The 21,460-nt window shown below is 71.1% G+C and carries 20 protein-coding genes, 3 tRNA genes and 1 pseudogene; 7 read left to right on the top strand and 17 right to left on the bottom strand.

Annotation, left to right across the window (positions count from 1 at the left end; genetic code table 11):
- Position 1 precedes the first annotated feature (1 nt).
- The 4 genes and pseudogenes from ACVGV2_RS18620 to rplJ all read right to left on the bottom strand — a co-directional run bounded on the left by ACVGV2_RS18620 (position 2) and on the right by rplJ (position 3,535).
- Positions 2 to 769 (bottom strand): MlaE family ABC transporter permease, encoded by a 768-nt coding sequence (locus tag ACVGV2_RS18620; protein WP_459163636.1) that lies wholly within the window; start codon positions 767 to 769, stop codon positions 2 to 4.
- Positions 770 to 1,020: 251 nt separating this feature from the next.
- Positions 1,021 to 2,190: pseudogene (locus ACVGV2_RS18625) on the bottom strand (ABC transporter ATP-binding protein); the annotation flags it as partial.
- Between the two features lie 334 nt (positions 2,191 to 2,524).
- Positions 2,525 to 2,911, bottom strand: a complete 387-nt coding sequence (gene rplL / locus ACVGV2_RS18630) for a 50S ribosomal protein L7/L12 (protein WP_459163637.1) — start codon at positions 2,909 to 2,911, stop codon at positions 2,525 to 2,527.
- A 108-nt stretch (positions 2,912 to 3,019) separates the two neighbouring features.
- Positions 3,020 to 3,535, bottom strand: a complete 516-nt coding sequence (rplJ, locus tag ACVGV2_RS18635) for a 50S ribosomal protein L10 (RefSeq protein WP_459163638.1) — start codon at positions 3,533 to 3,535, stop codon at positions 3,020 to 3,022.
- A 340-nt stretch (positions 3,536 to 3,875) separates the two neighbouring features.
- Between rplJ and ACVGV2_RS18640 the strand changes: the two genes are divergently transcribed.
- Together ACVGV2_RS18640 and ACVGV2_RS18645 are read left to right on the top strand one after the other, a co-directional pair.
- Positions 3,876 to 4,724, top strand: a complete 849-nt coding sequence (locus ACVGV2_RS18640; protein WP_459163639.1) for a hypothetical protein — start codon at positions 3,876 to 3,878, stop codon at positions 4,722 to 4,724.
- A 463-nt stretch (positions 4,725 to 5,187) separates the two neighbouring features.
- On the top strand, positions 5,188 to 6,579 hold the full coding sequence (locus tag ACVGV2_RS18645; RefSeq protein WP_459166052.1) for an amidohydrolase family protein: 1,392 nt from the start codon (positions 5,188 to 5,190) through the stop codon (positions 6,577 to 6,579).
- A 321-nt stretch (positions 6,580 to 6,900) separates the two neighbouring features.
- Here the strand turns inward: ACVGV2_RS18645 and rplA are convergent, their stop codons facing one another.
- The 5 genes from rplA to ACVGV2_RS18670 form a co-directional block, all read right to left on the bottom strand.
- On the bottom strand, positions 6,901 to 7,608 hold the full coding sequence (gene rplA, locus ACVGV2_RS18650; protein WP_459163640.1) for a 50S ribosomal protein L1: 708 nt from the start codon (positions 7,606 to 7,608) through the stop codon (positions 6,901 to 6,903).
- 123 nt (positions 7,609 to 7,731) lie between these two features.
- Positions 7,732 to 8,166, bottom strand: coding sequence for a 50S ribosomal protein L11 (gene rplK, locus ACVGV2_RS18655; RefSeq protein WP_459163641.1), 435 nt, complete (start codon positions 8,164 to 8,166; stop codon positions 7,732 to 7,734).
- Between the two features lie 136 nt (positions 8,167 to 8,302).
- A complete protein-coding gene (gene nusG / locus ACVGV2_RS18660) occupies positions 8,303 to 9,187 on the bottom strand; it encodes a transcription termination/antitermination protein NusG (RefSeq protein ID WP_459163642.1) in 885 nt (294 codons plus the stop codon).
- 78 nt (positions 9,188 to 9,265) lie between these two features.
- Complete coding sequence (secE, locus tag ACVGV2_RS18665) at positions 9,266 to 9,670, bottom strand: preprotein translocase subunit SecE (protein ID WP_459163643.1); 405 nt, start codon at positions 9,668 to 9,670, stop codon at positions 9,266 to 9,268.
- Between the two features lie 30 nt (positions 9,671 to 9,700).
- Positions 9,701 to 9,773, bottom strand: a tRNA-Trp gene (locus tag ACVGV2_RS18670).
- Positions 9,774 to 10,043: 270 nt separating this feature from the next.
- Between ACVGV2_RS18670 and ACVGV2_RS18675 the strand changes: the two genes are divergently transcribed.
- A complete protein-coding gene (locus ACVGV2_RS18675; protein ID WP_459163644.1) occupies positions 10,044 to 11,270 on the top strand; it encodes a pyridoxal phosphate-dependent aminotransferase in 1,227 nt (408 codons plus the stop codon).
- Positions 11,271 to 11,415: 145 nt separating this feature from the next.
- Here ACVGV2_RS18675 and ACVGV2_RS18680 read toward each other — a convergent pair whose 3' ends face one another.
- From ACVGV2_RS18680 to ACVGV2_RS18710, 7 genes are all read right to left on the bottom strand, one after another.
- Entirely contained in the window at positions 11,416 to 11,844 is a 429-nt protein-coding gene (locus ACVGV2_RS18680; protein WP_459163645.1) for a MaoC family dehydratase, read from the bottom strand.
- A complete protein-coding gene (locus ACVGV2_RS18685; protein ID WP_459163646.1) occupies positions 11,841 to 12,302 on the bottom strand; it encodes a MaoC family dehydratase N-terminal domain-containing protein in 462 nt (153 codons plus the stop codon). The genes ACVGV2_RS18680 and ACVGV2_RS18685 overlap by 4 nt, the downstream gene beginning before the upstream one ends.
- A gap of 218 nt (positions 12,303 to 12,520) precedes the next feature.
- On the bottom strand, positions 12,521 to 12,685 hold the full coding sequence (gene rpmG, locus ACVGV2_RS18690; protein ID WP_459163647.1) for a 50S ribosomal protein L33: 165 nt from the start codon (positions 12,683 to 12,685) through the stop codon (positions 12,521 to 12,523).
- A 69-nt stretch (positions 12,686 to 12,754) separates the two neighbouring features.
- A tRNA-Met gene (locus tag ACVGV2_RS18695) sits at positions 12,755 to 12,830 on the bottom strand.
- An 84-nt stretch (positions 12,831 to 12,914) separates the two neighbouring features.
- Positions 12,915 to 12,987 (bottom strand) — tRNA-Thr (locus ACVGV2_RS18700).
- 286 nt (positions 12,988 to 13,273) lie between these two features.
- Complete coding sequence (locus tag ACVGV2_RS18705) at positions 13,274 to 16,099, bottom strand: putative bifunctional diguanylate cyclase/phosphodiesterase (RefSeq protein ID WP_459163648.1); 2,826 nt, start codon at positions 16,097 to 16,099, stop codon at positions 13,274 to 13,276.
- A gap of 338 nt (positions 16,100 to 16,437) precedes the next feature.
- Complete coding sequence (locus ACVGV2_RS18710; RefSeq protein ID WP_459163649.1) at positions 16,438 to 17,427, bottom strand: alpha/beta hydrolase; 990 nt, start codon at positions 17,425 to 17,427, stop codon at positions 16,438 to 16,440.
- Positions 17,428 to 17,648: 221 nt separating this feature from the next.
- Between ACVGV2_RS18710 and ACVGV2_RS18715 the strand changes: the two genes are divergently transcribed.
- Positions 17,649 to 18,065: a TIGR03668 family PPOX class F420-dependent oxidoreductase gene (locus ACVGV2_RS18715; RefSeq protein ID WP_459163650.1), complete on the top strand. Its 417-nt coding sequence runs from the start codon at positions 17,649 to 17,651 to the stop codon at positions 18,063 to 18,065.
- A gap of 55 nt (positions 18,066 to 18,120) precedes the next feature.
- Here ACVGV2_RS18715 and ACVGV2_RS18720 read toward each other — a convergent pair whose 3' ends face one another.
- Complete coding sequence (locus ACVGV2_RS18720; RefSeq protein ID WP_459163651.1) at positions 18,121 to 18,429, bottom strand: hypothetical protein; 309 nt, start codon at positions 18,427 to 18,429, stop codon at positions 18,121 to 18,123.
- A 65-nt stretch (positions 18,430 to 18,494) separates the two neighbouring features.
- Here ACVGV2_RS18720 and ACVGV2_RS18725 point away from each other — a divergent pair, with 65 nt between their 5' ends.
- From ACVGV2_RS18725 to ACVGV2_RS18735, 3 genes are all read left to right on the top strand, one after another.
- Positions 18,495 to 18,815, top strand: coding sequence for a DUF6191 domain-containing protein (locus ACVGV2_RS18725; RefSeq protein WP_459163652.1), 321 nt, complete (start codon positions 18,495 to 18,497; stop codon positions 18,813 to 18,815).
- A 258-nt stretch (positions 18,816 to 19,073) separates the two neighbouring features.
- Entirely contained in the window at positions 19,074 to 20,378 is a 1,305-nt protein-coding gene (locus ACVGV2_RS18730) for a DUF445 domain-containing protein (RefSeq protein ID WP_459163653.1), read from the top strand.
- 3 nt (positions 20,379 to 20,381) lie between these two features.
- Complete coding sequence (locus tag ACVGV2_RS18735) at positions 20,382 to 21,353, top strand: Abi-alpha family protein (RefSeq protein WP_459163654.1); 972 nt, start codon at positions 20,382 to 20,384, stop codon at positions 21,351 to 21,353.
- The last annotated feature ends 107 nt before the right edge of the window (positions 21,354 to 21,460 follow it).

The following is a 21,460-nucleotide window of genomic DNA, read 5'->3' on the forward strand; positions in this document are numbered from 1 at the left end:
GTCACATGCCCTTCGGCGGCACGAGCTGCAAATAGACCGTCGTCAGAATGAAGTTCACCGCGAACAGCAGCAGGAAGGTGATCACCACCGACTGGTTCACCGCATCCCCGACGCCCTTCGGGCCGGGCGGCGGGTTCAATCCGCGGTAGGCGGCGACGACTCCCGCCAGGAACCCGAACATCAGGGCCTTCACCTCGCCGATCCACAGGTCCGGCAGCTGCGCCAGCGCGTTGAAGCTCGCCATGTAGGCGCCGGGCGTGCCGTCCTGCATGATCACGTTGAAGAAGTAGCCGCCGAGCACGCCGACGACCGAAACCATGCCGTTGAGTAGTACGGCGACGAGCATCGCCGCCAGCACCCGCGGCACCACGAGGCGCTGGATCGCCGACACGCCCAGCACCTCCATCGCGTCGATCTCCTCGCGGATCTTGCGCGATCCCAGGTCCGCGCAGACCGCGGAACCGCCCGCGCCGGCGATGAGCAGCGCGGTGACGATCGGACTGGCCTGCTGGATGATCGCCAGCACGCTGGCCGCACCGGTGAACGACTGGGCACCGATCTGCTGGGTCAGCGAGCCGAGCTGCATCGCGATGACCGCCCCGAACGGGATGGAGACCAGCGCTGTCGGCAGGATCGTCACGCTCGCGATGAACCAGCACTGCTGGACGAACTCGCGCAGCTGGAAAGGCCGTTTGGGCAGGTTCCGCCCCACCTCGAGCGCGAGCGCGAACAGCCGCCCGGTCTCCCGGACGGCCCCTGCACCCGGCATGCCTGCTCCTGCGGGGCGGCTCACCGGGCATCCCCCCGCTTCCGACCGAACCAGCGCCGCCGCGCCGGCTGCTGCTCGTCCGCGGAGTCGTGGCCGACCGTCCACGGCGGCGGAGTCGGCTCCGCACCGGCCGGGTCCTGCTGACCCCCGCTCCCCGGGGGCGGCGGGCCGCCGGCAGGGGGCGGACCGGCGTCCTGCTGCGGAACCTGCGCCACCGCTGGAGCATCCAGCGATCCCGACCACGCCTCGTGCGTGGCGGCGGGCTGCTGGCCCGGAGTGGTCGGTGCTTCGGAGGACGCCGGCCACCGCCCCAGCGCGTGCTGACCCTGCGGCTGGGCCTGCTGCGGCGGCTGCCCGCCGGCTTCCGGCCGGGGCTCGAGCGAGTGCGCACCGGCCGGGCCCTGCGGCGCGGGAGCCTGCGCGTGCTGGCGGCCGTCGACGCCGTAGCGAGCGCGCTCGTCCGGCGTGAGCGTGTTGAGGATCTCCTGCTGCGCGGCCGGATCCAGCGTGCCCAACCCCCGCATCACGCGGTCCTTGCGGCGCAGCACGGCCGCGCGGTCGGGCACCCCGGCCGAGACGCTCAGCTGCGGGATGATCTGCGGCAGGCCCTCGTCGTCGTTGCCGAGCTCGGCCATCTCCGCGGCCATCTGCCCGGTGTCCTTCTCCTCGCTCATCCCGATCGGGCCCGCCCGGCGGCCGTTGAGGAACTGCTCGACCACCGGCTCCGTCGAGGTCAGCAGGACCTCCCGCGGACCGAACATGACGAGGTGGCGCCGGAACAGCATGCCGATGTTGTCCGGGACCGTCCGAGCGGTGTTGATGTCGTGCGTGACGATCAGGAACGTGGCGTCGACCTGCGCGTTCAGGTCGACGATCAGCTGGTTGAGGTACGCCGTCCGCACCGGGTCCAGCCCCGAGTCCGGCTCGTCGAAGAGGATGATCTCCGGGTTGAGCACCAGGGCGCGCGCCAGCCCGGCGCGCTTCTTCATGCCGCCGGAAATTTCGCCCGGCAGTTTGTCCTCGGATCCGACGAGACCGACCATGTCCATCTTCTCGCCGACGATGTTCCGAATTTCGCTTTCGCTCTTCTTGGTGTGCTCGCGCAGCGGAAAAGCGATGTTGTCAAAGAGGTTCATCGACCCGAACAGCGCGCCGTCCTGGAACAGGACGCCGAAAAGCTTGCGGATCTCGTAGAGCTCGCTTTCCGAGCAGGTGCAGACATCGGTGCCGTTGATGAGCACCTGCCCCTCCTCGGGCCTGAGCAGTCCCACCAGCGCCTTGAGGAAGACCGACTTCCCCGTTCCCGACGGGCCGAGCAGCACGCTGATCTCACCAGGGGGGAGGCTCAGGGAGACATCCCGCCAGATGGTCTGCGAGCCGAAAGACTTGGACAGCCCATCGACGGCCACCTCGACGCCCATCCGGACCTCCACTCCCCTCGCTTCGCGGCAACCGGGACCAGCCCCGGAACACGCAGCCTGCCAAATGTGACCCGGCTAACCGAAGGTTTCTCGCGTCACACCTGTGCAACGAGTGCGGCGCGCGGAAGTTACTGGCGAGTTCACAAGATCCGGCCGGCATTGTCCGAACGATTTCCCGGAATGCGGGAATAGCGCTGGTGCGCACCGAAAACACCGCGCAGCGCGGGAGGGGAGGCAACGACGCGTACCGACAAAAAAGTGGGCACCCCCGCAAAAGGGAGGTGCCCACCGCGCGTTCTGCGCCGACGAATGCGTCAGCCCGGAACGAGTCGACTCACTTCAGGGTGACCTGACCGCCGGCCTCTTCCAGCTTGGCCTTGGCGTCGTCGGCCTTCTCCTTGTCGACCTTCTCCAGCACCGGCTTCGGCGCTTCCTCGACCATCTCCTTGGCCTCCTTCAGGCCCAGGCCGGAGACGATCTCGCGCACGATCTTGATGACCTGGATCTTCTTGTCACCGGCACCGTCGAGGATGACGTCGAACTCGTCCTGCTCTTCCTCTTCCTCGGCCTCGGCAGCGCCGGCGGCCGGGGCGGCCGCCGCGACCGGGGCCTGGGCGCTGACGTCGAAGGTTTCCTCGAACTGCTTGACGAACTCGGAGAGCTCGAGGAGGGTCATTTCCTTGAACGCGTCGAGCAGCTCGTCGTTGCTCAGCTTGGCCATGGTGGCGTTCCTTTCGATCAGTGCCCGCGCACGGGCAGTGGCCGGATGTGCGGATGGCGGAACCGGTATCCGCCGGGGTCCGCGACGCTCGAGTTCGCCGCAGCGGACTCAGGATTCCTGCTTGTCCTTGAGCGCACCGGACAGACGCGCGATCTGCGCGGCGGGCTCGGAGAACATGGTCGCCGCCTGGTTGAGCTTGCCCTTCATCGCACCGGCCAGCTTGCCCAGCGTGGCCTCGCGCGAGTCCAGGTCGGCGATCCGCTCGACCTCGGACACGGACAGCGGGCGGCCGTCCATGTAACCGCCCTTGATCACCAGCGCCTGGTTGGCCTTGGCGAATTCACGCAGCGCCTTCGCCGCGTCCACCGGCTCGCCCCGGATGAAGGCGATCGCGGTCGGACCGGTGAGCAGCTCGTCCAGACCCTCGATACCGGACTGCGCGGCGGCACGCTTCGTCAGCGTGTTCTTGCTGACGCGGTAGGTCGCCTCGTCACCGAGAGTGCGCCGCAGCTGTGCCAGCTGCGCCGTGGTCAACCCGCGGTACTCGGTGATGACCGCGGCGGTCGACTCGTTGAAGTGCTCGGCGATCTCGTCCACCGCCGCGACCTTCTCGGGCTTCGCCATGTCGCCTCCTTTCTCCCTTTCCGACTGTCGTCCGTCAGTCGGGCCCGGAGACGACAAAACGCCCCGGCGCAGCGAGAGCACGGGGCGTCATCAGCACATCTCGGTCTGATCGCCACGTTCCTCCTGCGCGGGCCGCCCGTCTCTCACGGGACCTTCGTTTCCCCTGCGACCGGGACCCGGCGCGGGGAAAGACCAGCGGTCATCGGCTGGAATCGCGTCCCAGCGTACGCCCACCGCGCAGCCGGCCCCGCACCGGGGTCGACGCTCGGCGCGGTCCGCAACACGCAGCGCCGCTCGGGCACTGGTGACCACGAGCCCGGTGGGCGGCATCATGATCGGTGTGGCCGACCCGAACGAACACCGCCCCGCGCCGCGCCCGGCGGACAACGGTGGGATCGAACCCGCCGAACCCGTCGAGGCCGAACTCGTCGAACCAGCGCACGAGCCCGCGGACACGGCCTCCACACCGGCCACCGGTGCGCGCCCGCCGGTCGCCGAGTCCGCCGCGACCGAGGACGAGGAGTACCGGCAGTACCAGGAGTTCCTCGAGTTCCAGCGGTTCAAGCGCTGGCAGCGCGAACAGGGCGGCCAGCCCGGCGACCTGGCGACGGCGCCTCCGGCGGGGCCACCGGCCACGACACCGCGCACCCCGTGGTGGAAGCGCCTCCTGCGGCTGTTCCGGTTCAAGTTCGTTCGCCGCCTGGTGTATCTGGCCCTGCTGGTCCTGCTCGTGCCACCGATGCTGCAACACGTCCTCACCGGCTCGAACGGCTCCGGCGGAGGCGGCGGCACCGGCGGGGGCGTGCCGCCGGACTCGGTGCCCATCACCTCCACCAACCCGCAACGGGCTGTCCAGGGCGTGTACAACTACCTCCGCGGGGAGCAGCCGGAACACACCTGCCTGCTGTTCAGCCCCTCCGGCAAGGCCGCCTTCGCCAGCGAACACGGCGCGCAGGACTGCACCAGCGCCGCACGGCAGCTGCACGCGCAGGTCACCAACGGCGGCCAGTACGCCAACCCCTCGCTGCAGGAGAACGCGGTGGAGGTCGCCGAACCGGAAGCCGTGGTCTACGGCTGCCGCGTGCGCAGCGGCGGCGGCCCCGAACTCGGCAGCTTCGGCCTCGACCGACAGGACGACGGCGGATGGCTGATCTCCTCGTACGACCGCAGTGCCCCCGCCTGCCGGTGACGCCGCCTGCCGGTGCGGCACGCCTGCCGGTGCGGCACGCCTGCCGGTGCGGCACGGCTGCCGGTGCGGCACGCCTGCCGGTGCGGCACGCCTGCCGGTGCGGCACGGCTGCCGGTGCGGCACGCCTGCCGGTGCGGCACGCCTGCCGGTGCGGCACGGCTGCCGGTGCGGCACGCCTGACGTGATGCCGCATGCCGACAAGCGCACGGCTCGCCGGTGAACGCCCGGCGTTGGAGGAACGTCCAACGCGACACCGCCCGCGGCACGGCTCATTCGTGCTGAACGCCGATTGTCCGGAACGATCACGGCGGTTTAGCTTGCAACCCGACCCGGTCACCACCGAACCGAGGAGGTCAGGTTGACCGACGGATCCGACGGCGAACCGGCGCGTGAACAGCACGGCACAACGCCGACTCCAGCGGAGGACGGCGCGAACGTGGCCCGGCGGAGGTTCCTCGTCGGCATGGGCGTGACCGCTGCGGGCACCGGACTGCTGGGCACCACCGGAGCCGGAACGGCGAGCGCCCAACCCGGCCCCGAGCTGTTCCGCGCGGACCCCCTGCTGCTCGTTCCCGAGCTCGTGCTGCTGCCGAGCGGTCCGGCACGTGATCAAGCCGTGCTCGTGGCCGACGGTGCGTTCCGCGACATCGGCCCCGCGCACCGACTCGCCGGGCAGTACGGCGCCGAACCGGTGCAGCTGCCCGGACAACTGCTCATGCCCGGTTTCGTGGACGCTCACCACCACCTCACGCAGAGCTTCGGCAAGGCGCAGTCCTTCGGCCAGCCCTCCGAGGTCTTCAAACCGATCTGGGAGCCGCTGGAGCACGCCCTCGACGAGGAGACCGCCTACACGTCCACGAAACTCGCAGCTCTCGAAGCCCTGCGCGGCGGCTTCACCACCGTCGCCGATGCCGGGACGCGCGCACCGGTGGACGTGGGGGTGTTGGCCGACGCCGTGCGCGACACCGGGGTGCGGTGCGTGCTCGGCGAAGTGTGCTCGGACGGCTCCGGCGGGCCGGAGCACCTGGCCCGCTGGGAGTCCGACCGGCTGGTGCACCCCTCCCTGGCGATCCCCGTTCCCGGTGATGCCACCGCCGAGGTGATCACCCGGACGGCGAAGCTGTGCGCCGAAGCGGACGCGGTCTTCCAGATCCACCTCAACGAGCACCTGGCCGCCGTCGAGCGCTCGCTGCGGAGCCACGAGCTGCGCCCCCTGGAGTACCTGCACAGCATCGACGCGCTCGGACCGCAGACGCTCGGCGCGCACACCACGCTGCTGTCCGCGGAGGAGCTGCGGCTGCTCTCCGACACCGGCACGGCGATCAGCTACAACCCGGTCGCCAGCGCGTGGAAGGGCAACTCGGTGGCACCTGCGAACACGATGGCAGCGCTGGACGTGCGCTTCGGGATGGGCACCGACGGCACCCGCGGTGACGGCTTCCGCATGGTCGACGCGGCGGAAACGGCGCAGCTGCTCACCACCGGCCTGCGCAACGGGGACACCGTCGCCGGTGCGGGCGAGCGGTGGCTGGAGCACGCGACCGCGCGCAGCGCCGAGGCGGTCGGGCTGGGCGAGCACACCGGGGAGATCGCGACGGGCAAGGCCGCGGACTTCCTCCTCGTCGACCTCGGCGTCCCGGAGCTCACACCGTCCTGGGACCTGCCCTGGGAACTCGTGCGCCTGGCCAACCGCGACCAGATCACCGCAGTGGTCGTCGACGGCCGCCTCCGCCTGTGGCACGGCTGGCCGCCGGACTGGGACGGTCCGGGCTTCGTCCAGCACGCGGCCGAGGTGGGGCGCGAGGTGGTTCGCAACGCCCCCATCGAACGCGTCGACCCCCGCGCCCGCCCGTGATTCAGCAGCGCCCCCATCGTGAGCGATGCCGGAGCATGATCATCCGATCGCGTGGGGACGGTTCACAATTTTCATGAAAATTGTGAATTGTCCCCACACGTTCGGAGCAGCGTTCATCCACACCGGGAAGCTCAGGCCACGCGCACGACGAAGTCCCCTCGACCCGGTGGCCGAGGGGACTTCGGCATGTGCACCACTTCGGCATGTGCACCACTTCGCCGTGTAGCACCACTTCGCCGTGTACATCGGCGGCGCCTCGTGCGCCGGAAGCAACCTCGCGCAAACCGGAGGCAGCGCCGTGCGCCTGAAGCGGGAACGGCGTCAGGCCTCCAGCAGCTTCCGGGTCATGTTCGGGTCGACCTGGATTCCGGGGCCCATCGTGGTCGTGAAGCTGGCCTTCTTCAGGTAGCGCCCCTTGGCCGCGGTCGGCTTGGCCCGCAGGATCTCGTCCAGCGCGGCCTCGTAGTTCTCCACCAGCTGGCTCGTGTCGAACGACGTCTTGCCGATGATGAAGTGCAGGTTCGACTGCTTGTCGACCTTGAAGTTGATCTTCCCGCCCTTGACGTCGGCCACCGCCTTGGCCACGTTCGGCGTCACGGTGCCGGTCTTCGGGTTCGGCATCAGCCCGCGCGGGCCCAGCACGCGCGCGACCTTGCCCACCTTGGCCATCTGGTCCGGTGTGGCGATCGCCGCGTCGAACTCGAGCCAGCCGCCCTGGATCCGCTCGATCAGGTCGTCCGAGCCCACCGCGTCCGCGCCGGCCTGCTCGGCCTCGTTGGCCTTGTCGCCGGACGTGAACACGATGACGCGGGCCGTCTTGCCCGTTCCGTGCGGCAGGTTCACGGTGCCGCGGACCATCTGGTCCGCCTTCCGGGGATCCACTCCCAGCCGCAGCGCCACCTCGACGGTGGCGTCCATCTTCGCCTTCGACGTCTTCTTCGCCAGCTCGACCGCCTCGTACGGCGTGTAGAGCCGGTCGCGGTCCACCAGCTCGGCGGCCTGGTTGTAGGTCTTGCTGCGCTTCGCCATGACTGTCCTCGCTGCCTGAGTCAGTTGTGGTTGGTCGGGCCAGCGCCGGCCCTCCCACGACCCCGCCTTCCGGCCGGCGGGATCATCCGGCTCGACCAGCTCGGGCCGGATCGAGCCGCCAGATCACGCGTCGATGTTCAGACCCATCGACCGGGCGGTGCCGGAGATGATCTTCTCCGCCTGCTCCATGCTGGTGGCGTTGAGGTCGACCATCTTCCGCTCGGCGATCTCGCGGATCTGGTCCTGGGTGACCTTCCCGATCTTGGTGCTGTGCGGAACCCCGCTGCCCTTCTGCACACCGGCGGCCTTGAGCAGCAGCTTCGCGGCCGGCGGCGTCTTCAGCTTGAAGTCGAAGGACCGGTCCTCGTACACGGAGATCTCGACCGGCACCACATCGCCGCGCTGGTCCTCGGTGGCGGCGTTGTAGGCCTTGCAGAACTCCATGATGTTCACGCCGTGCTGCCCCAGCGCCGGGCCGACCGGCGGAGCCGGGTTGGCCTGGCCGGCCTGGATCTGCAGCTTGACGATTCCTGCAAGCCTCTTCTTCTTGGGCGGCATTCTGCTTCCTCGCTATCCGATCACCCGGTCCCGGCCTGCCCCGGAACCGAATTTGGCGGGACCACCCGGTGGCCACCCGCCATCGCGCGCACTGCCGTGCCGCGCGTCGTGGCCGTGCTCCAGCTCCGGAGCCCGGTCAGATCTTGGAAACCTGGTTGAACGACAGCTCGACCGGCGTCTCGCGGCCGAAGATCGACACCAGCACCTTGAGCTTCTGGGCGTCGGCGTTGACCTCGCTGATCGTCGCCGGCAGCGTCGCGAACGGCCCGTCCATCACGGTGACCGACTCGCCGACGGAGAAGTCGACCTCCACAGCGGGCTGCTGCGCGGCGGCCTGCTGCTGCGGCGCGGCCTTCTTCCCCGACTCGGCGGAGGCCTTGGCGGGCTGCTCCGTCCGCGGCGCGAGGAACTTCAGCACCTCGTCCAGGCTCAGCGGGGAAGGCTTCGAGGTCGCACCGACGAAGCCGGTGACGCCGGGCGTGTTCCGCACCGCGGCCCAGGAGGCGTCGTTGAGCTCCATCCGCACCAGGATGTAACCGGGCAGCACCTTGCGGTTGACCATCTTGCGCTGCCCGTTCTTGATCTCCGCGACTTCCTCGGTCGGCACCTCGACCTGGAAGATGTAGTCCTCGACGTCGAGCGTCTGCGCCCGCATCTCGAGGTTGTTCTTGACCTTGTTCTCGTAGCCGGAGTACGAGTGCACGACGAACCAGTCGCCGGGTGCGCGGCGCAGAGCATCGCGCAACTCCTGGACCGGGTCGGCCTCGCTCTCCTCCGCAGCGGAGTCCCCTGCTGCTTCGTCCCCGGCTGCTTCCTCCGCAGCCGACTCGTCCACGGCCGACCCGTCCGCGCCGGCCTGGTCACCGGCGGAGTCGTCCTCGGCCGCCTCCGCAGCAACCGGCTCGGCGGCGATGTCGGCCGATTCGGCAACAACCGAGTCAGCAGCCGACGCCTCGCCCACCTGTTCGGCCTCGGCCTGTTCGCTACGGCCGGTCAGTTCCTGGCCCTCGTCGGAGGTCACTGTCGGTCTCGCTTCCTCTCGTGCGTTGCGTGCCGGGTCGAAGGGCATCCGCCGTCCCGCCGCGCGGAGCCGAGGTGCTCAGCCGAACAACCAGAGCACGCCCTTCGCGAAGAGCAGGTCGACCCCGGCGATGAATGCCACCATGACGCTGACGAACACCAGCACCACGAGAGTATAGGTCACCAGCGACTTCCGCGTCGGCCAGATGACCTTGCGCAGCTCGCCGACGACCTCTCGCAGGAAACGCCCGATCTTGCGGAACAGCGAAACCCGGCCCTGCCGGCCCTCCCGCGCAGGAGTGGGCCGACCCTTCGACTCTGTTGTGCGCGCCGAGTCGGAACCACCCGACACCGACTCACCGGTACGGCCCTTCCGACCGGCCGAGCGGGCGGAGGCGCGGCGCTGGCGCCGCGCCGCGGCGCTGGACGGGTGGGGCGTCCCTTCGGACTCCCCGTTCCGGTCCTGCTCGCGGTCCTCGCTCACGGAACTCCTCCGCTCACCGTCGCATCGACGCAGGGGTGACAGGACTCGAACCCGCAACCGCCGGTTTTGGAGACCGGTGCTCTGCCAATTGAGCTACACCCCTTCGCGGCCCGCGGGCCACGACATCGGGAAACCACCACTGCACCTGCACGCAGCTGCACGCAGCAAACCTCCGCGCAGTGCGCATCGAGCGTGGAGGTATCCCGGATCCAAAAGTGTACGGCACACCACGCGCGGGCTGACACGGGCACCCCCTCCCACGCGCCGGCGGCCGCGTTTCCCGAGCGGACAGCGCCCCCCGCCGCCGACACGCCAGCGCTGCGCACGCCCCGCCGGAAATCCGGCGGACGGGCCCGTCTGCCAGGATACGGCCATGGCCGCACCTGAATCCGCCCCCCGGAACGCACGGGTCTCCGCACGCATCGGAGGCATCACCGAGTCAGCCACGCTCGCCGTCGACGCCAAGGCCAAAGCCCTCAAGGCCGAAGGGCGCCCGGTGATCGGGTTCGGCGCCGGGGAACCCGACTTCCCCACGCCGCAGCCGATCGTCGAGGCCGCCGCGGCCGCGTGCACCGATCCCCGCAACCACCGCTACAGCCCCGCCTCCGGGTTGCCGGAACTGCGCGAGGCCATCGCCGCCAAGACCGCGCGGGACACCGGCTACCACGTCGACGCCTCCCAGGTGCTGGTGACCAACGGCGGCAAGCAGGCCGTCTACGAGACCTTCCAGACCCTGCTCGACCCCGGTGACGAGGTCCTGCTGCCCGCGCCGTACTGGACCACCTACCCGGAGGCGATCAAGCTCGCCGACGGGATGCCGGTCGTGGTCGGTGCCGACGAGTCCGCCGGCTACCGCGTGACCGTCGAACAGCTCGAAGCCGCGCGGACCCCGCGCACCAAGGTCCTGCTGTTCAACTCCCCCTCCAACCCCACCGGTGCCGTCTACCCGCCCGCGGAGATCGAGCGGATCAGCCGCTGGGCCGTCGAGCACGGCATCTGGGTCGTCACCGACGAGATCTACGAGCACCTCGTCTACGGCTCGGCCGAGAACGCGTCGATGCCCGTGCTCGTGCCGGAGCTGGCCGACACCTGCGTGGTGCTCAACGGCGTGGCCAAGACCTACGCCATGACCGGCTGGCGCGTCGGCTGGATGATCGGCCCGAACGACGTGATCACGGCCGCCGCGAACCTGCAGTCGCACCTGAGCTCGAACGTCACCAACGTCGCGCAGCGGGCCGCGCTGGAGGCCGTCAGCGGGCCGCTGGACGCGGTGGCCGAGATGCGCACCGCCTTCGACCGGCGGCGCCGCACGATCGTGCAGATGCTCTCGGACATCCCCGGCGTGCAGTGCCCGGAGCCGGAAGGCGCCTTCTACGCCTACCCCTCGGTCAAGGACCTGCTCGGTCGCTCGATCCGCGGACAGCGTCCCGCCACGAGCGTCGAGCTCGCCGAGCTCGTGCTCGAGCAGGCCGAGGTGGCCGTGGTGCCCGGTGAGGCCTTCGGCACGCCGGGGTACTTCCGGATGTCCTACGCGCTCGGTGACGAGGACCTCGCCGCAGGTGTCCGCCGGATGGGCGATCTCCTCCGCGAGGCGGAATAAGAGGCTCCGCGGATCGGCCGGCGTCGTGAGTCCAAGTGGGAGACCCCCGGCGGCCCGGTCTGCCCGCGTGGAAAAGGAAGCGGCTCCGCCGCTTGCCCGACGAACCGGTGCGGCCAAGCAAACGGACGCCGACCCGCGGACGCTCTCAAGCGGGCAGGCGCACGGTGGCGCTGGTTCCCCCGAGCACGCCCTGCCCGCCGCTGCGGGCGGTGATGGTGATTCGCACCGTGCCCGCTTCCTCGTCCTTGGCGGCGACCTTCGCTCCGATGTCCAGCACCGCTCCGGTGTCGTCGTCCGGAACGACGACCGGCCGGGTGAACCGGACATTGTAGCGCACGACCGCGCCGGGGTCCCCCGTCCAGTCGGTGACGACCCGGCCCGCCAGCGCCATGCTCAGCATGCCGTGGGCGATCACGTCGGGCAGCCCCACCTCAGCGGCGAACCGCTCGTTCCAGTGGATCGGGTTGAAATCCCCGGAAGCACCCGCGTAGCGCACCAGGTCGGCCCTGGTCACCGGAACGTGCAGCGCAGGAAGCTCATCGCCCACCGCCACCTCGGACATCCGCGGCATCATGCGTCCCCTTCCGCTGCCGTCCCGCGCGCCACGAGCGTCGACGTGGCCGTGCACACCGGTTCTCCCGACTCCGTGCCGATCTCGGCGCGCACGGTGAGGAAGTCGTTGCCGGCGCGGGCTTTCACGTCGTCCACGTGCACGGTGCTGACCAACCTGTCCCCCGCGCGGATCGGCCGGTGGTGCAGGAACTCCTGCTGGCCGTGCACGACGCGGCTGTAGTCCAACCCGAGCTCCTCGTCCGCGACGAGCACGTCCTGGGCCCGCATGGACAGCAGCACGGCGAAGGTCGGCGGTGCGATCACGTCGGCGTAACCGGCCGCGCGCGCGGCTTCGGCGTCCAGGTACAGCGGTGCGGAGTCGCCGATCGCCGCGGCGAACTCGCGGATCTTCTCCCGTCCCACCTCGTAAGCCTCACCGGCGGGGTACTCACGTCCTATGAATGCTTGGTCGAGCGGCACGCCGGGAAGGTTACCCGCGAGGCGTTTCGCCTGGTTCACCACCGGTGCGGCCGGGACGCCACCGGGTTTCGACGGTTCCCCGCCGGTGCGCCTGGTTCCCCGCCGGGCGGCTCGGCACGCACCCGCCGCCGGCGCGCTGCCCGGAAACCCGGCACGCACGCGAAAACCCGCCGCCCGGGATTTCCGGGGGCGGGTTTCGACGACTGGCCAGCGCTCGCTCAGCGAGTTTCCTTGTGCACTTGGTGCCGACCGCAAGTGTTGCAGAACTTCTTCAAGTTCAACCGGTCCGGAGTCTTCCGGCGGTTCTTGTTGGTGATGTAGTTGCGGTTCTTGCACTCCGCGCACGCCAGCGTGATCTTGGGGCGAATGTCAGTGGCGGCCACGGGAGGTGCCTTTCTCTGCTCGGTCTGATTCCTGGACGGTCCTGGCGGACACGCCGGGGACCCAACTCATGGTAGCGGTGGCCGGACTCGAACCGACGACACAGCGATTATGAGCCGCTTGCTCTACCGTCTGAGCTACACCGCCATGCCTGGGAATCCCGGCCAACACAGGATATCCCATGCGGATCGACCGCGGCACCCGATCCGGGCTCGCCGCAGTCGCCTGTCGAGCCCCAATGCGGACTCGAACCGCAGACCTTCGCCTTACCATGGCGACGCTCTACCGACTGAGCTATTGGGGCGTGCTCCGTGCGGAGCGATTCATACTTTACACACCTCCCGGCCGCGGGTGTGCAGCGGGGGCGGGTTCCGCGATTGCGCTGGTCATCCACGAGAGCCGCGCCTGCCGCCCACCGGTGGCAACGACAGCGCGCGAGCGCCGCATTCCCGGCCGCGATGCGGCAGCAGTCCCGCCTTCGCGCAGTCCCGCCTTCGCAGGGAGCCCTCAGCGCGGGTTGGTGGTCGGTGCTTGGTCGCACCGTTCGCCAGGTAAGCGGCGGAGCCGCTTCCCTTCCGCGCAGGGAGCCCTCAGGCCCGCGGCAGCAGCGTGAGGATCGTCTCGCCCCCGGAAACCGCGGTCCGGGCGGTGCGCGCATCCAGCCACGCCTCGAACCGCTGCTCCGACATGGGACGCGAAATCAAGTAGCCCTGCGCCACGTCGCAGCCCATCCCCACCAGCTGGCCCCGCGCGGCATCGTCCTCCACGCCCTCGGCCACCACGGCCAGCTGCAGCGAGTGCCCGAGCTCCACGATCGAACGCACCACCGCCATGTCCGAGAGGTCGGTGCCCATGCCGAGCACGAAGCTCTTGTCGATCTTGACCTCGTCCACCGGCAGCCGCCGCAGGTAGGCCAGCGAGGAGTACCCGGTGCCGAAGTCGTCGACCGCCAGCACCACCCCGAGGGCGTGCAGCCGCCGCAGCACCGGCAGCGCACGCTCCGGATCCGCCATCACGCTCGACTCGGTCAGCTCGAAGACCACCAGCTCCGGCGGCACCGCGTACCGGTTCAGGGCCTCGGCGACCCGGTCCGGGAACTCGGCGTCGGCGAGGTTGCGCACCGACAGGTTCACCGCCACCGACATCCGCATCCCCCGGTCGAGCCACTCCCGCACCTTGCGCAGCCCGCACTCCAGGACGAACGCGGTCAGCGCGTCCACCAGGCCGGTCGCCTCCACCACCGGCACGAACTCGTCCGGACTCAGCCGCCCGTACTCGGGGTGCGACCAGCGCACCAGGGCCTCGGCGCCGATCAAGCGGGACTGCGGCAACGAGACCTTCGGCTGGTAGTGCACCTCCACCTGTCCCGAGTCCAAGGCGTGGCGGAACTGCGTCACCAGCTGGAACCGGCGCAGGAACACCTGCCCCATCGCGGGCGCGTAACCGCGCACCCCGTCCTCGCCGCTGCGCGCGGCCCGCAGGGCCATGTCCGCGCGCTGCAGCAGCGTGTCCACGTCGGTTTCCGGCTCGCCCTCGGCCGGGTGGCTCGACACGTACCCCGCCACCGCCGTGGCCTCGATCACGATGCGGTCCAGCGGGTACGGCTCGCTCAGCACGCCGTGCAGCCGTTCGGCAACTGCGTGCGCATGCTGCTCGGTGTGGTCGAGGAGCAGCACGGCGAACGAGGCCGCCTCCAGACGGGCCAGCGGCACCGCGCCGAGCTGCTCGCGCAACCGCTCACCCACCGCGCTCACCAGCCGGTCACCCCACATGTAGCCGAGGGCTTCGCTGACCGTGGTGTGCACGTCCAGGTCCACCCGCAGCACCACGGCCGCACGCCCCCTGCCGGCCCGCTCGCCGGGGGACCCGTCGCCGAGGCCCCCCTCACGAGCGGGCACCGCACCGGCGGCACCGTCGGTGATGTGGCCCGTCGCGACCTCCCGGAACCCCGTGCGGTTCAGCGAGCCGGTCAGCGGGTCGTGGTAGGCGTCGTGCCGCAGCCGGGCCAGCAGCCGCCGGTTGTCCAGCGCGGTCGCCAGGTGGCTGGTCAGCGTGTGCAGCAGGCGCACGTCGGCACGTCCGAAACCGCGCCAACGGCTCAACCGGTCGTGCACCTCGACCGTGCCGAGCAGCTGGTTCGCCCCGCGCAGCGGGGCCGCGAGCGTCTCGTGGGCGCCGCGCCGGGCCAACGCCCCGCGCACCTCCTCGGGAGCATCACTCACCCGGTACGAGCGGACGTGCTCGCCGGGCAGCAGCGAGAGCGGATCACCGGCGGGCAGCTCCTCGGCCTCCGGTGGCAGCTCCTCGCCGGCGACGGCGGTGCAGTACTCGGTGCTGCGGGGTTGCGCCGGGCCGTGCGCAGGACGGCCCGGGGACGGGTGCGGGCGCTGCCGCCGCTGCTCGGCGTCGGTGTCGGCACCGCCCGCCAGCCGGTTCGGGTCGGTGAGCAACCGCAGCACGACGCGCTTGGCGTTGAGCTGTTCGCGGATGCGTTCGGCCGTCGGATCCCACTCGGCTGCCCAGTCCGCGGCGCTCCAGTCCCCGGCTGCCCAGTTCCCGGCTACCCAGTTCCCGGCGCCGCGCGCATCGCCGGAGAAGCGCGCCGCCTGGCCGGAGCGGGCCACGCGCAGGCTCACATCGCTGAGCGTTTCCAGGTCCCGCTGCTCCCGCAGCAGCCCGGAGTAGGCCCAGTAGAGCACCGCCACCCCCACGGCCACGAGCGTCACCAGCAGCCACCCCCAGGGCGTGCTGCGGCTCACCTCGTAGCCGACGAGGCCCACGGCGGTGTTGAACAGTCCGACCGCCAGCGTGCGCACGGCCAGCCGCACGCCCTCGGAGATCCGCATCGGCCCGCCCAGCACGTACACCGCGGCGAGCGCGCAGCCGCAGCTGATCAACGAGGACATCAGCGTGCCGACCACGGGCCCGAACCACGGCGGTGCGAGACCGAGCAGCGCCCGGCCGACCGCGTGCGCCGCGGCGAACGGCAGGGCCGTCTCCAGCAGGAGGACGCCGGAGTTGTACACCACGTGGGACGCCGCACGCCGTCCCAGGTTCGCGACCAGGCCCGCGCCGACGTTCGCGAGCAGCACCACTTCGAACGGCGCGAGCAGCATCCCCACCAGCAGCGGGATCTCGGTGAACGAGATCGTCCAGCCGACGCGCCGCACGTCCAGGTCGATCGTGAACCGCTCGGCGAGCAGGAACCCGAAGAACAGGGCCGGCGCGACGAGGAACAGGTCCCCGTCGTAGTGGAACGGCAACCACCAGGCGACGAGCACCACGACGACGAGCGCGCTGCCGAACAGCGCTGCCGAGAACAACCGGAACCGCTGACGGCGGACCGGGTCCGCATCGGAGCGGACCGGAGGACGCGCCTGCGCGTCCGAATGCGGCGGGCGGTGGCGTTGGATCATCAGCGCACCTCCCGCCACTGCTCCGGGCACCACCGCACGACGCGCTGATCCTGCCCCATGAACGGAGGGCGTGACCAGGTCGCACGCCCCGCCTTCCCGCGGTGAGGCGGACGCGCGCCGCACACGTCCGCCGGGCCCCCGCGATGACCTGCTCGAAGCCCGCACGCGGGGAACTCCCGGACGCTGTGACAAAAATCAGCACAACACGTCCGGGCGGGCACGCAGCGCGTCTTCGCGCGCACGCACCGTCGATCTTGCCCGGAACGCGGATCAACCCGGCACGTGCATCACCCCGGAGCAGGCGTCGATCCGGAACAGGCGTCAACCCGGAGCAGGCGTCAACGCGGTCCGAACTCGTCGAGGAAGTCCCGCACGGCCCGGTCGAGATCGGCCAGCCCGGACTCCTCCACCGGCACGTGCCCGGCACCCCGCAGCAGCGCGTAGCGAACCGGCCCGCCCGGGGCCACCTCCATCCGCGAGAAGAACGCGCGGGAGACCGCCGGCGGCAGCCACCGGTCCTGCTCGGGGCAGGCCAGCAGCAGCGGCGGGCCCGTGTACACCTCCGGCGGCACCACCGGCCCGCTGCGCAGGCAGGTGCGCGCGAGGCGCAGCGGCAGCCCGCCCGCCCCACCGAGCGGATCGGCCAGCACCAGCTGCGCGAACCGGCTGTTGTTGCTGACCGCGGCGAGGTTCGCCATCCACGTCGTGGGCACGCGCACCGCGTCCAGCGGCGGCGGGACGAATGAGAGCGACCGCATCCACCGGGCGTGGCCGGGGCTCGCGGCTGCCCCGCGGCGCACCGCCGGATGTCGCGCGTCGGCCAGGAAGGTGGTGATCACCGCCGCCACGTCGGCGCCCGCCGCGGCCACGTCGTAGGCCAGACGACCGCCGGTGCTCAGGCCGAACAGCACGATCGGACGCGGGTCGCCGGCGCGCTCGGCCTGCACGAGCAGCCGCAGGCACTCCACCCACCGGGTGTAGTCGGCCGGGGTGCACCGGTCGCGGCGCTCGCGGCTCAGTCCGAAGCCGGGCAGATCCGGTGCGAGGAACTCGTGCTCGGAAAGGCCCGGCAGGCGGCCGAAGGGGGTGAGCATCCGGCCGTAGCTGCCGACGCCGTGCAGCACCAGCAGTTTCGCCCGGGCACGCGGCCGGGTGACGCGGTCGAGGTGGAGCCGTCCGGCGCGGCCGCTCCACCACTCCTCGTCGGGCGCGTTGTCGCCGGTGACGCGCAGCGCTGCCGGGAAGAACTCCTGGTACCGCCGCCAGTAACCGCGGTCGCCGTAGGTCGGACCGGCCGTGTCACCGGCGGTCGAAGCGCACGAAGGCACACCCCGAACATAGGACATCCGGGCGGAACGCGGAGTTCGCGCGATCGCGGCCGCCGGCGCACGCAGCCGGCCCGGTGCACTCGGGCAGCCCCGGTGGGCTCGGGCAGCCCCGGTGCGCTCCCCGCTGGCTCGGATTCGCGCATGCGGATCGCGAGCGCGGCCCCGCTCGCGGTGGCACCATGCCGCCCAGACCCGCGCGCCGAGACGGAAGGGATGTAGCGGTGCGACTGTCCGCGGACCAGGCCCGCCACTGGTTCGGCCAGGCACGCGTGGCGCGGCTGGCCAGCTCGGACGGCACTCGGCCGCACCTGGTGCCGGTGACCTTCGCCGCCGTCGACGACCGGATCGCCACCGCGGTCGACCACAAGCCGAAGAGCGGCCGACGGCTGCGCCGGCTGCGGATCATCGAGGACAACCCGCACGTGGCGCTGCTGGCCGATCACTACGAGGACGCGGACTGGAGCAGGCTGTGGTGGGTACGCGCCGACGGCACGGCTATGATCTCCACCGCCGCCGAACACCCGGAGCTGGTGCGGGCGCTGTGCGAGCGCTACGAGCAGTACCGCCAGCAGCCGCCTTCCGGTGAGCTGCTCGTCATCACCGTCGAGCGCTGGACCGGGTGGTCCGGCAGCCCCTGAGGCGGTGCGCCGGTCGCGCGCCGCCGCAAGCTGTTGCGGGCTGCTCCGGCGCGGCTCATCCGGGCTCGGTGTGGAAGACCAGCTCGTCGGCTTTCGCCAGCCCGTCCTCGAGGGCGCGGCGCTGTTCGGCCGGCAGCGATTCGGCGAACCCCTCCCCGCCGGCCCGGGCGAGCACCATGAGGCGTTTCGCGATGCCGCGGGCCTGCGACAGGCGCACGTGCTTCTCCGCGAGCTCCTCGCGGGAGGTGTGGATGAGCTTGCGGTAGCGGTGGTTGAGTCCGGCGCGCTCGTCGATCACGTCCAGCGCCGCGGACAGCTCACCGAGCTCGGCGGTGGCGACCTGAATCTCGCGCGGGTCCGACACGTCCCCACCGTACTGCTCCACGCGGTGGCGACCGCGCCCGCGCCCGGAGCCGTAGAATGGCGGCCATGGCGATCGACCGGTCGGGACGAGCACGGCGGCGGTGGCAGGGGCGCGCCACCGGCCGGACGTCCGAGGCCGCGCACGAGCACCGGCCAGCCCGCGAGCACCGGCCCGCTCGCGAGCACCGGGCAGCCGCCGACGCCGCGCTCGGCTTGGACGGCCTGTTCAACCCGGGCGCCCAGCACCAGCAGGAGCACCTGCGGCGCGTCGAGCTGGTCACCGAGGACGACCGCTCCGCGAGCAACGGCGACGGCCCGCTCGACCTCGATTCCGGCGTGGTGCGCCTGAACCGCTCCGACTCGCCCGAGCCGGGCACCCCGGCGTAGCCGCCCGCGAACGCGCGAGCGCCCGCCCGCGAACGCGGTTGCCGCACCGGAGACCGGTTGCGCGGAAAGCATGGCCACGGGCAGGTGCGCTGATCTAAACTTCCGCGCGCAGCGACAGCCAGCCGGGACCGCACGAGTCCGGGACCGCCCGGCCGCGTCCGCGGGACGCACCGGAGCGCGCGAGCGCGAAACCGGCCCGCACGTGCCCGCATCCGGGGCTTCGCGGCCGGTCGGGCACGCACGTCAGCGGGGTGAACGATGGACCTGGCATCCCCTCTTCCGCTCGTGGAGGCCGGCGAAGCAGTCAAGCACGTGTCCATCCCGCTGTTCACCGCCGTGATCGGGTGGATCACCAACGCCACAGGCGTGTGGATGCTGTTCTACCCGGTGCGGTTCCGCGGGATCAGGATTCCCGGGCTCGCCGCCCTGGCGCACTACCTGCCCCGGAAAGTCCTGCAGGTCCCCGTCGGAATACGGCACGGATACCTCGGCTGGCAGGGGATCATCCCGTCCCGCGCGGCGAAGATGGGCAGCATCGCCGTCGACAAGGGACTGTCCAAACTCGGCACCCAGGCCGAGTTCTACGAGCAGCTCGATCCGGACGTCATCGCGCGGCACATCCTGCACACCTCCGACAAGGAGATCGACGCGCTGATCGACAACCTGCTCAAGACCTGGTACCCCACCCTGTGGGCCACGGCGCCCGGACGGGTGCGCGACGCCGTCCACGACCGCATCGCCGGGCAGCTGCCGGAGATCGCCCAGGCGGTCACCCGCGGCATCGGTTCCGACATCGACCGGATCCTCGACGTGAAGATCATGGTCATCCGGCACATGGAGCAGGACCCGTCGCTGGCGAACAAGGTCTTCTACGAGGTGGGCAAGCGCGAGCTGCGCATGATCGTGCACTTCGGCTTCCTGTTCGGCCTGCTGCTGGGCGTTCCCCTCGTCCTGCTGATGGCGGTGTTCCCGTACTGGTGGATCCTGCCCGTGGCGGGAGTGGTGATCGGCCACATCACCAACTGGCTGGCCATCGCCGCGATCTTCGAACCGGTCCAGCCGCGGAGGGTCGGCAGGTGGCGGATCCAGGGCCTGTTCCTGCGGCGTCAGCTGGAAGTCGCCGACATCTACGCGCGCATCATCGCCGACGAGGTCATCACGCTCGACAACATCAGCCGGGAACTGTTCCACGGGCCGAGCGGGGACCGCACGAGCAGGGTCATCGAACGGCACCTCCGGCCGGCCGTGACCCGGGCGGTCGACTCGGTGCACATCCCCCTGCGGTTCACGCTCGGACAACGCCAGTACCGCAGCATGACCGGGACGGTGGCGCGGAAGGCGGGGCAGTTCAGCGACGTGTCGCTGCGGGACGCCGCTTTCAGCCGCAGGCAGAGCGAGAACATCCGCCGGCTCATCGCCGAGCGCATGCGGAGCATGAGCCCGGCGGACTTCGCCGAGTCCCTCCGGTCGGCGATCAAGGAGGACGAGTGGTTGCTGATCCTGCACGGAGCCGCGCTGGGACTCGTGGCGGGAGTGCTGCACGTCGTGATCTTCGGAGCCTGACACTTGAGCAACGCGGAACACCCGGTCGAGCCCGCGCCGCGCAGCGCCTCGGCAGCCGAGGACCCGGCAGCCGAGGACACGGCCGGTGCGGAGGCGGCCGTTGCCGGAACGGCCGGTGCGGAGGCGGCCGACGCCGCAACGGCCGTCGACTCCGCGACCGAGGACGGCACCGGTGCGGTGCCGACGAGCACCCCGGATGCGGGAGGTGACGACGCGGTCACCGCGGGGCTGCGCGCCCTGCCCGGTGTGGCCACGGTCTTCGCGCACGGGGCGTTGCGCACGGGTCTCTGGGCCACGGGCACCTCGCTGCGCATCGGCCACCGCGTCGTGCAGGGCACGCTGTCCGGGGAGTCCGCGAACGCGGTGCTCGAGCAGGTCGCCGACGAGGCCCGCGAGTCGGTGCGCAGCGCGCTGGGCATGAGCGACCTGCCCGATCCGCTGCCGAAGGTCCTGCGCGAACGGGTCGAGGCGAACGGGGGCGCCACCTCCGCCCGGCGGCTGAGCGTGGCCGAGCGGTTCGCCGCGCTGCTCGACGCTTCCAACGAGGTGCACGGCGCGGACGGCGAACATCCCGCCTACGTGCGGCTGGTCAGCGAACTCGCCCCGGACGAGGCCCGCATCCTGCGGCTGTTCGCGCACGAGGGCGCGCAGGCGGCGGTGGACGTGCGCGCGAAGCGCGCGTTCGGCTCCGGCGGGCGGCTGGTCGCGCGCGGGATCACGATGATCGGCCAGCACGCGGGCTGCCGCTACTGCGACCGCGTTCCGTCCTACCTGGACAACCTCCTCCGGCTCGGACTCGTGGTGGTCTCGCGGGAACCGCTGCCAGAGCAGAGCGTCTACGACGTCCTCGAGATCCAGCCCGCCGTCACCGATGCCCTGCACGAGGTCGGCCGCGGGTTCACCCGCCGCTACCGGATCGAGCTGACCGCCTTCGGCCGGGACCTGTGCACCGTCGTCGGGCTGCCCGCGCAGTGATCCCGGAAGCGCCGAACGGGCGATCGCGGCCCGCCCCGCACGACGAGGATCGGCGCACCGCGCCGCTTCCGCTGGTGGCGTAACCGCTTCCCGGCGCGCGAGGACCG

It is taken from the genome of Bounagaea algeriensis, assembly GCF_054491375.1.

Bases quoted from the DNA above. Each gene is read 5' to 3' on its own strand.
- ACVGV2_RS18620 (WP_459163636.1), bottom strand. From the start codon at position 769: ATGCCGGGTGCAGGGGCCGTCCGGGAGACCGGGCGGCTGTTCGCGCTC.
- rplL (WP_459163637.1), bottom strand. From the start codon at position 2,911: ATGGCCAAGCTGAGCAACGACGAGCTGCTCGACGCGTTCAAGGAAATG.
- rplJ (WP_459163638.1), bottom strand. From the start codon at position 3,535: ATGGCGAAGCCCGAGAAGGTCGCGGCGGTGGACGAGATCGCCGAGCAC.
- ACVGV2_RS18645 (WP_459166052.1), top strand. From the start codon at position 5,188: ATGGGCGTGACCGCTGCGGGCACCGGACTGCTGGGCACCACCGGAGCC.
- rplA (WP_459163640.1), bottom strand. From the start codon at position 7,608: ATGGCGAAGCGCAGCAAGACCTACAACCAGGCCGCCGAGCTGGTGGAC.
- rplK (WP_459163641.1), bottom strand. From the start codon at position 8,166: ATGCCGCCCAAGAAGAAGAGGCTTGCAGGAATCGTCAAGCTGCAGATC.
- ACVGV2_RS18675 (WP_459163644.1), top strand. From the start codon at position 10,044: ATGGCCGCACCTGAATCCGCCCCCCGGAACGCACGGGTCTCCGCACGC.
- ACVGV2_RS18680 (WP_459163645.1), bottom strand. From the start codon at position 11,844: ATGATGCCGCGGATGTCCGAGGTGGCGGTGGGCGATGAGCTTCCTGCG.
- ACVGV2_RS18705 (WP_459163648.1), bottom strand. From the start codon at position 16,099: ATGATCCAACGCCACCGCCCGCCGCATTCGGACGCGCAGGCGCGTCCT.
- ACVGV2_RS18725 (WP_459163652.1), top strand. From the start codon at position 18,495: ATGGCGATCGACCGGTCGGGACGAGCACGGCGGCGGTGGCAGGGGCGC.
- ACVGV2_RS18730 (WP_459163653.1), top strand. From the start codon at position 19,074: ATGGACCTGGCATCCCCTCTTCCGCTCGTGGAGGCCGGCGAAGCAGTC.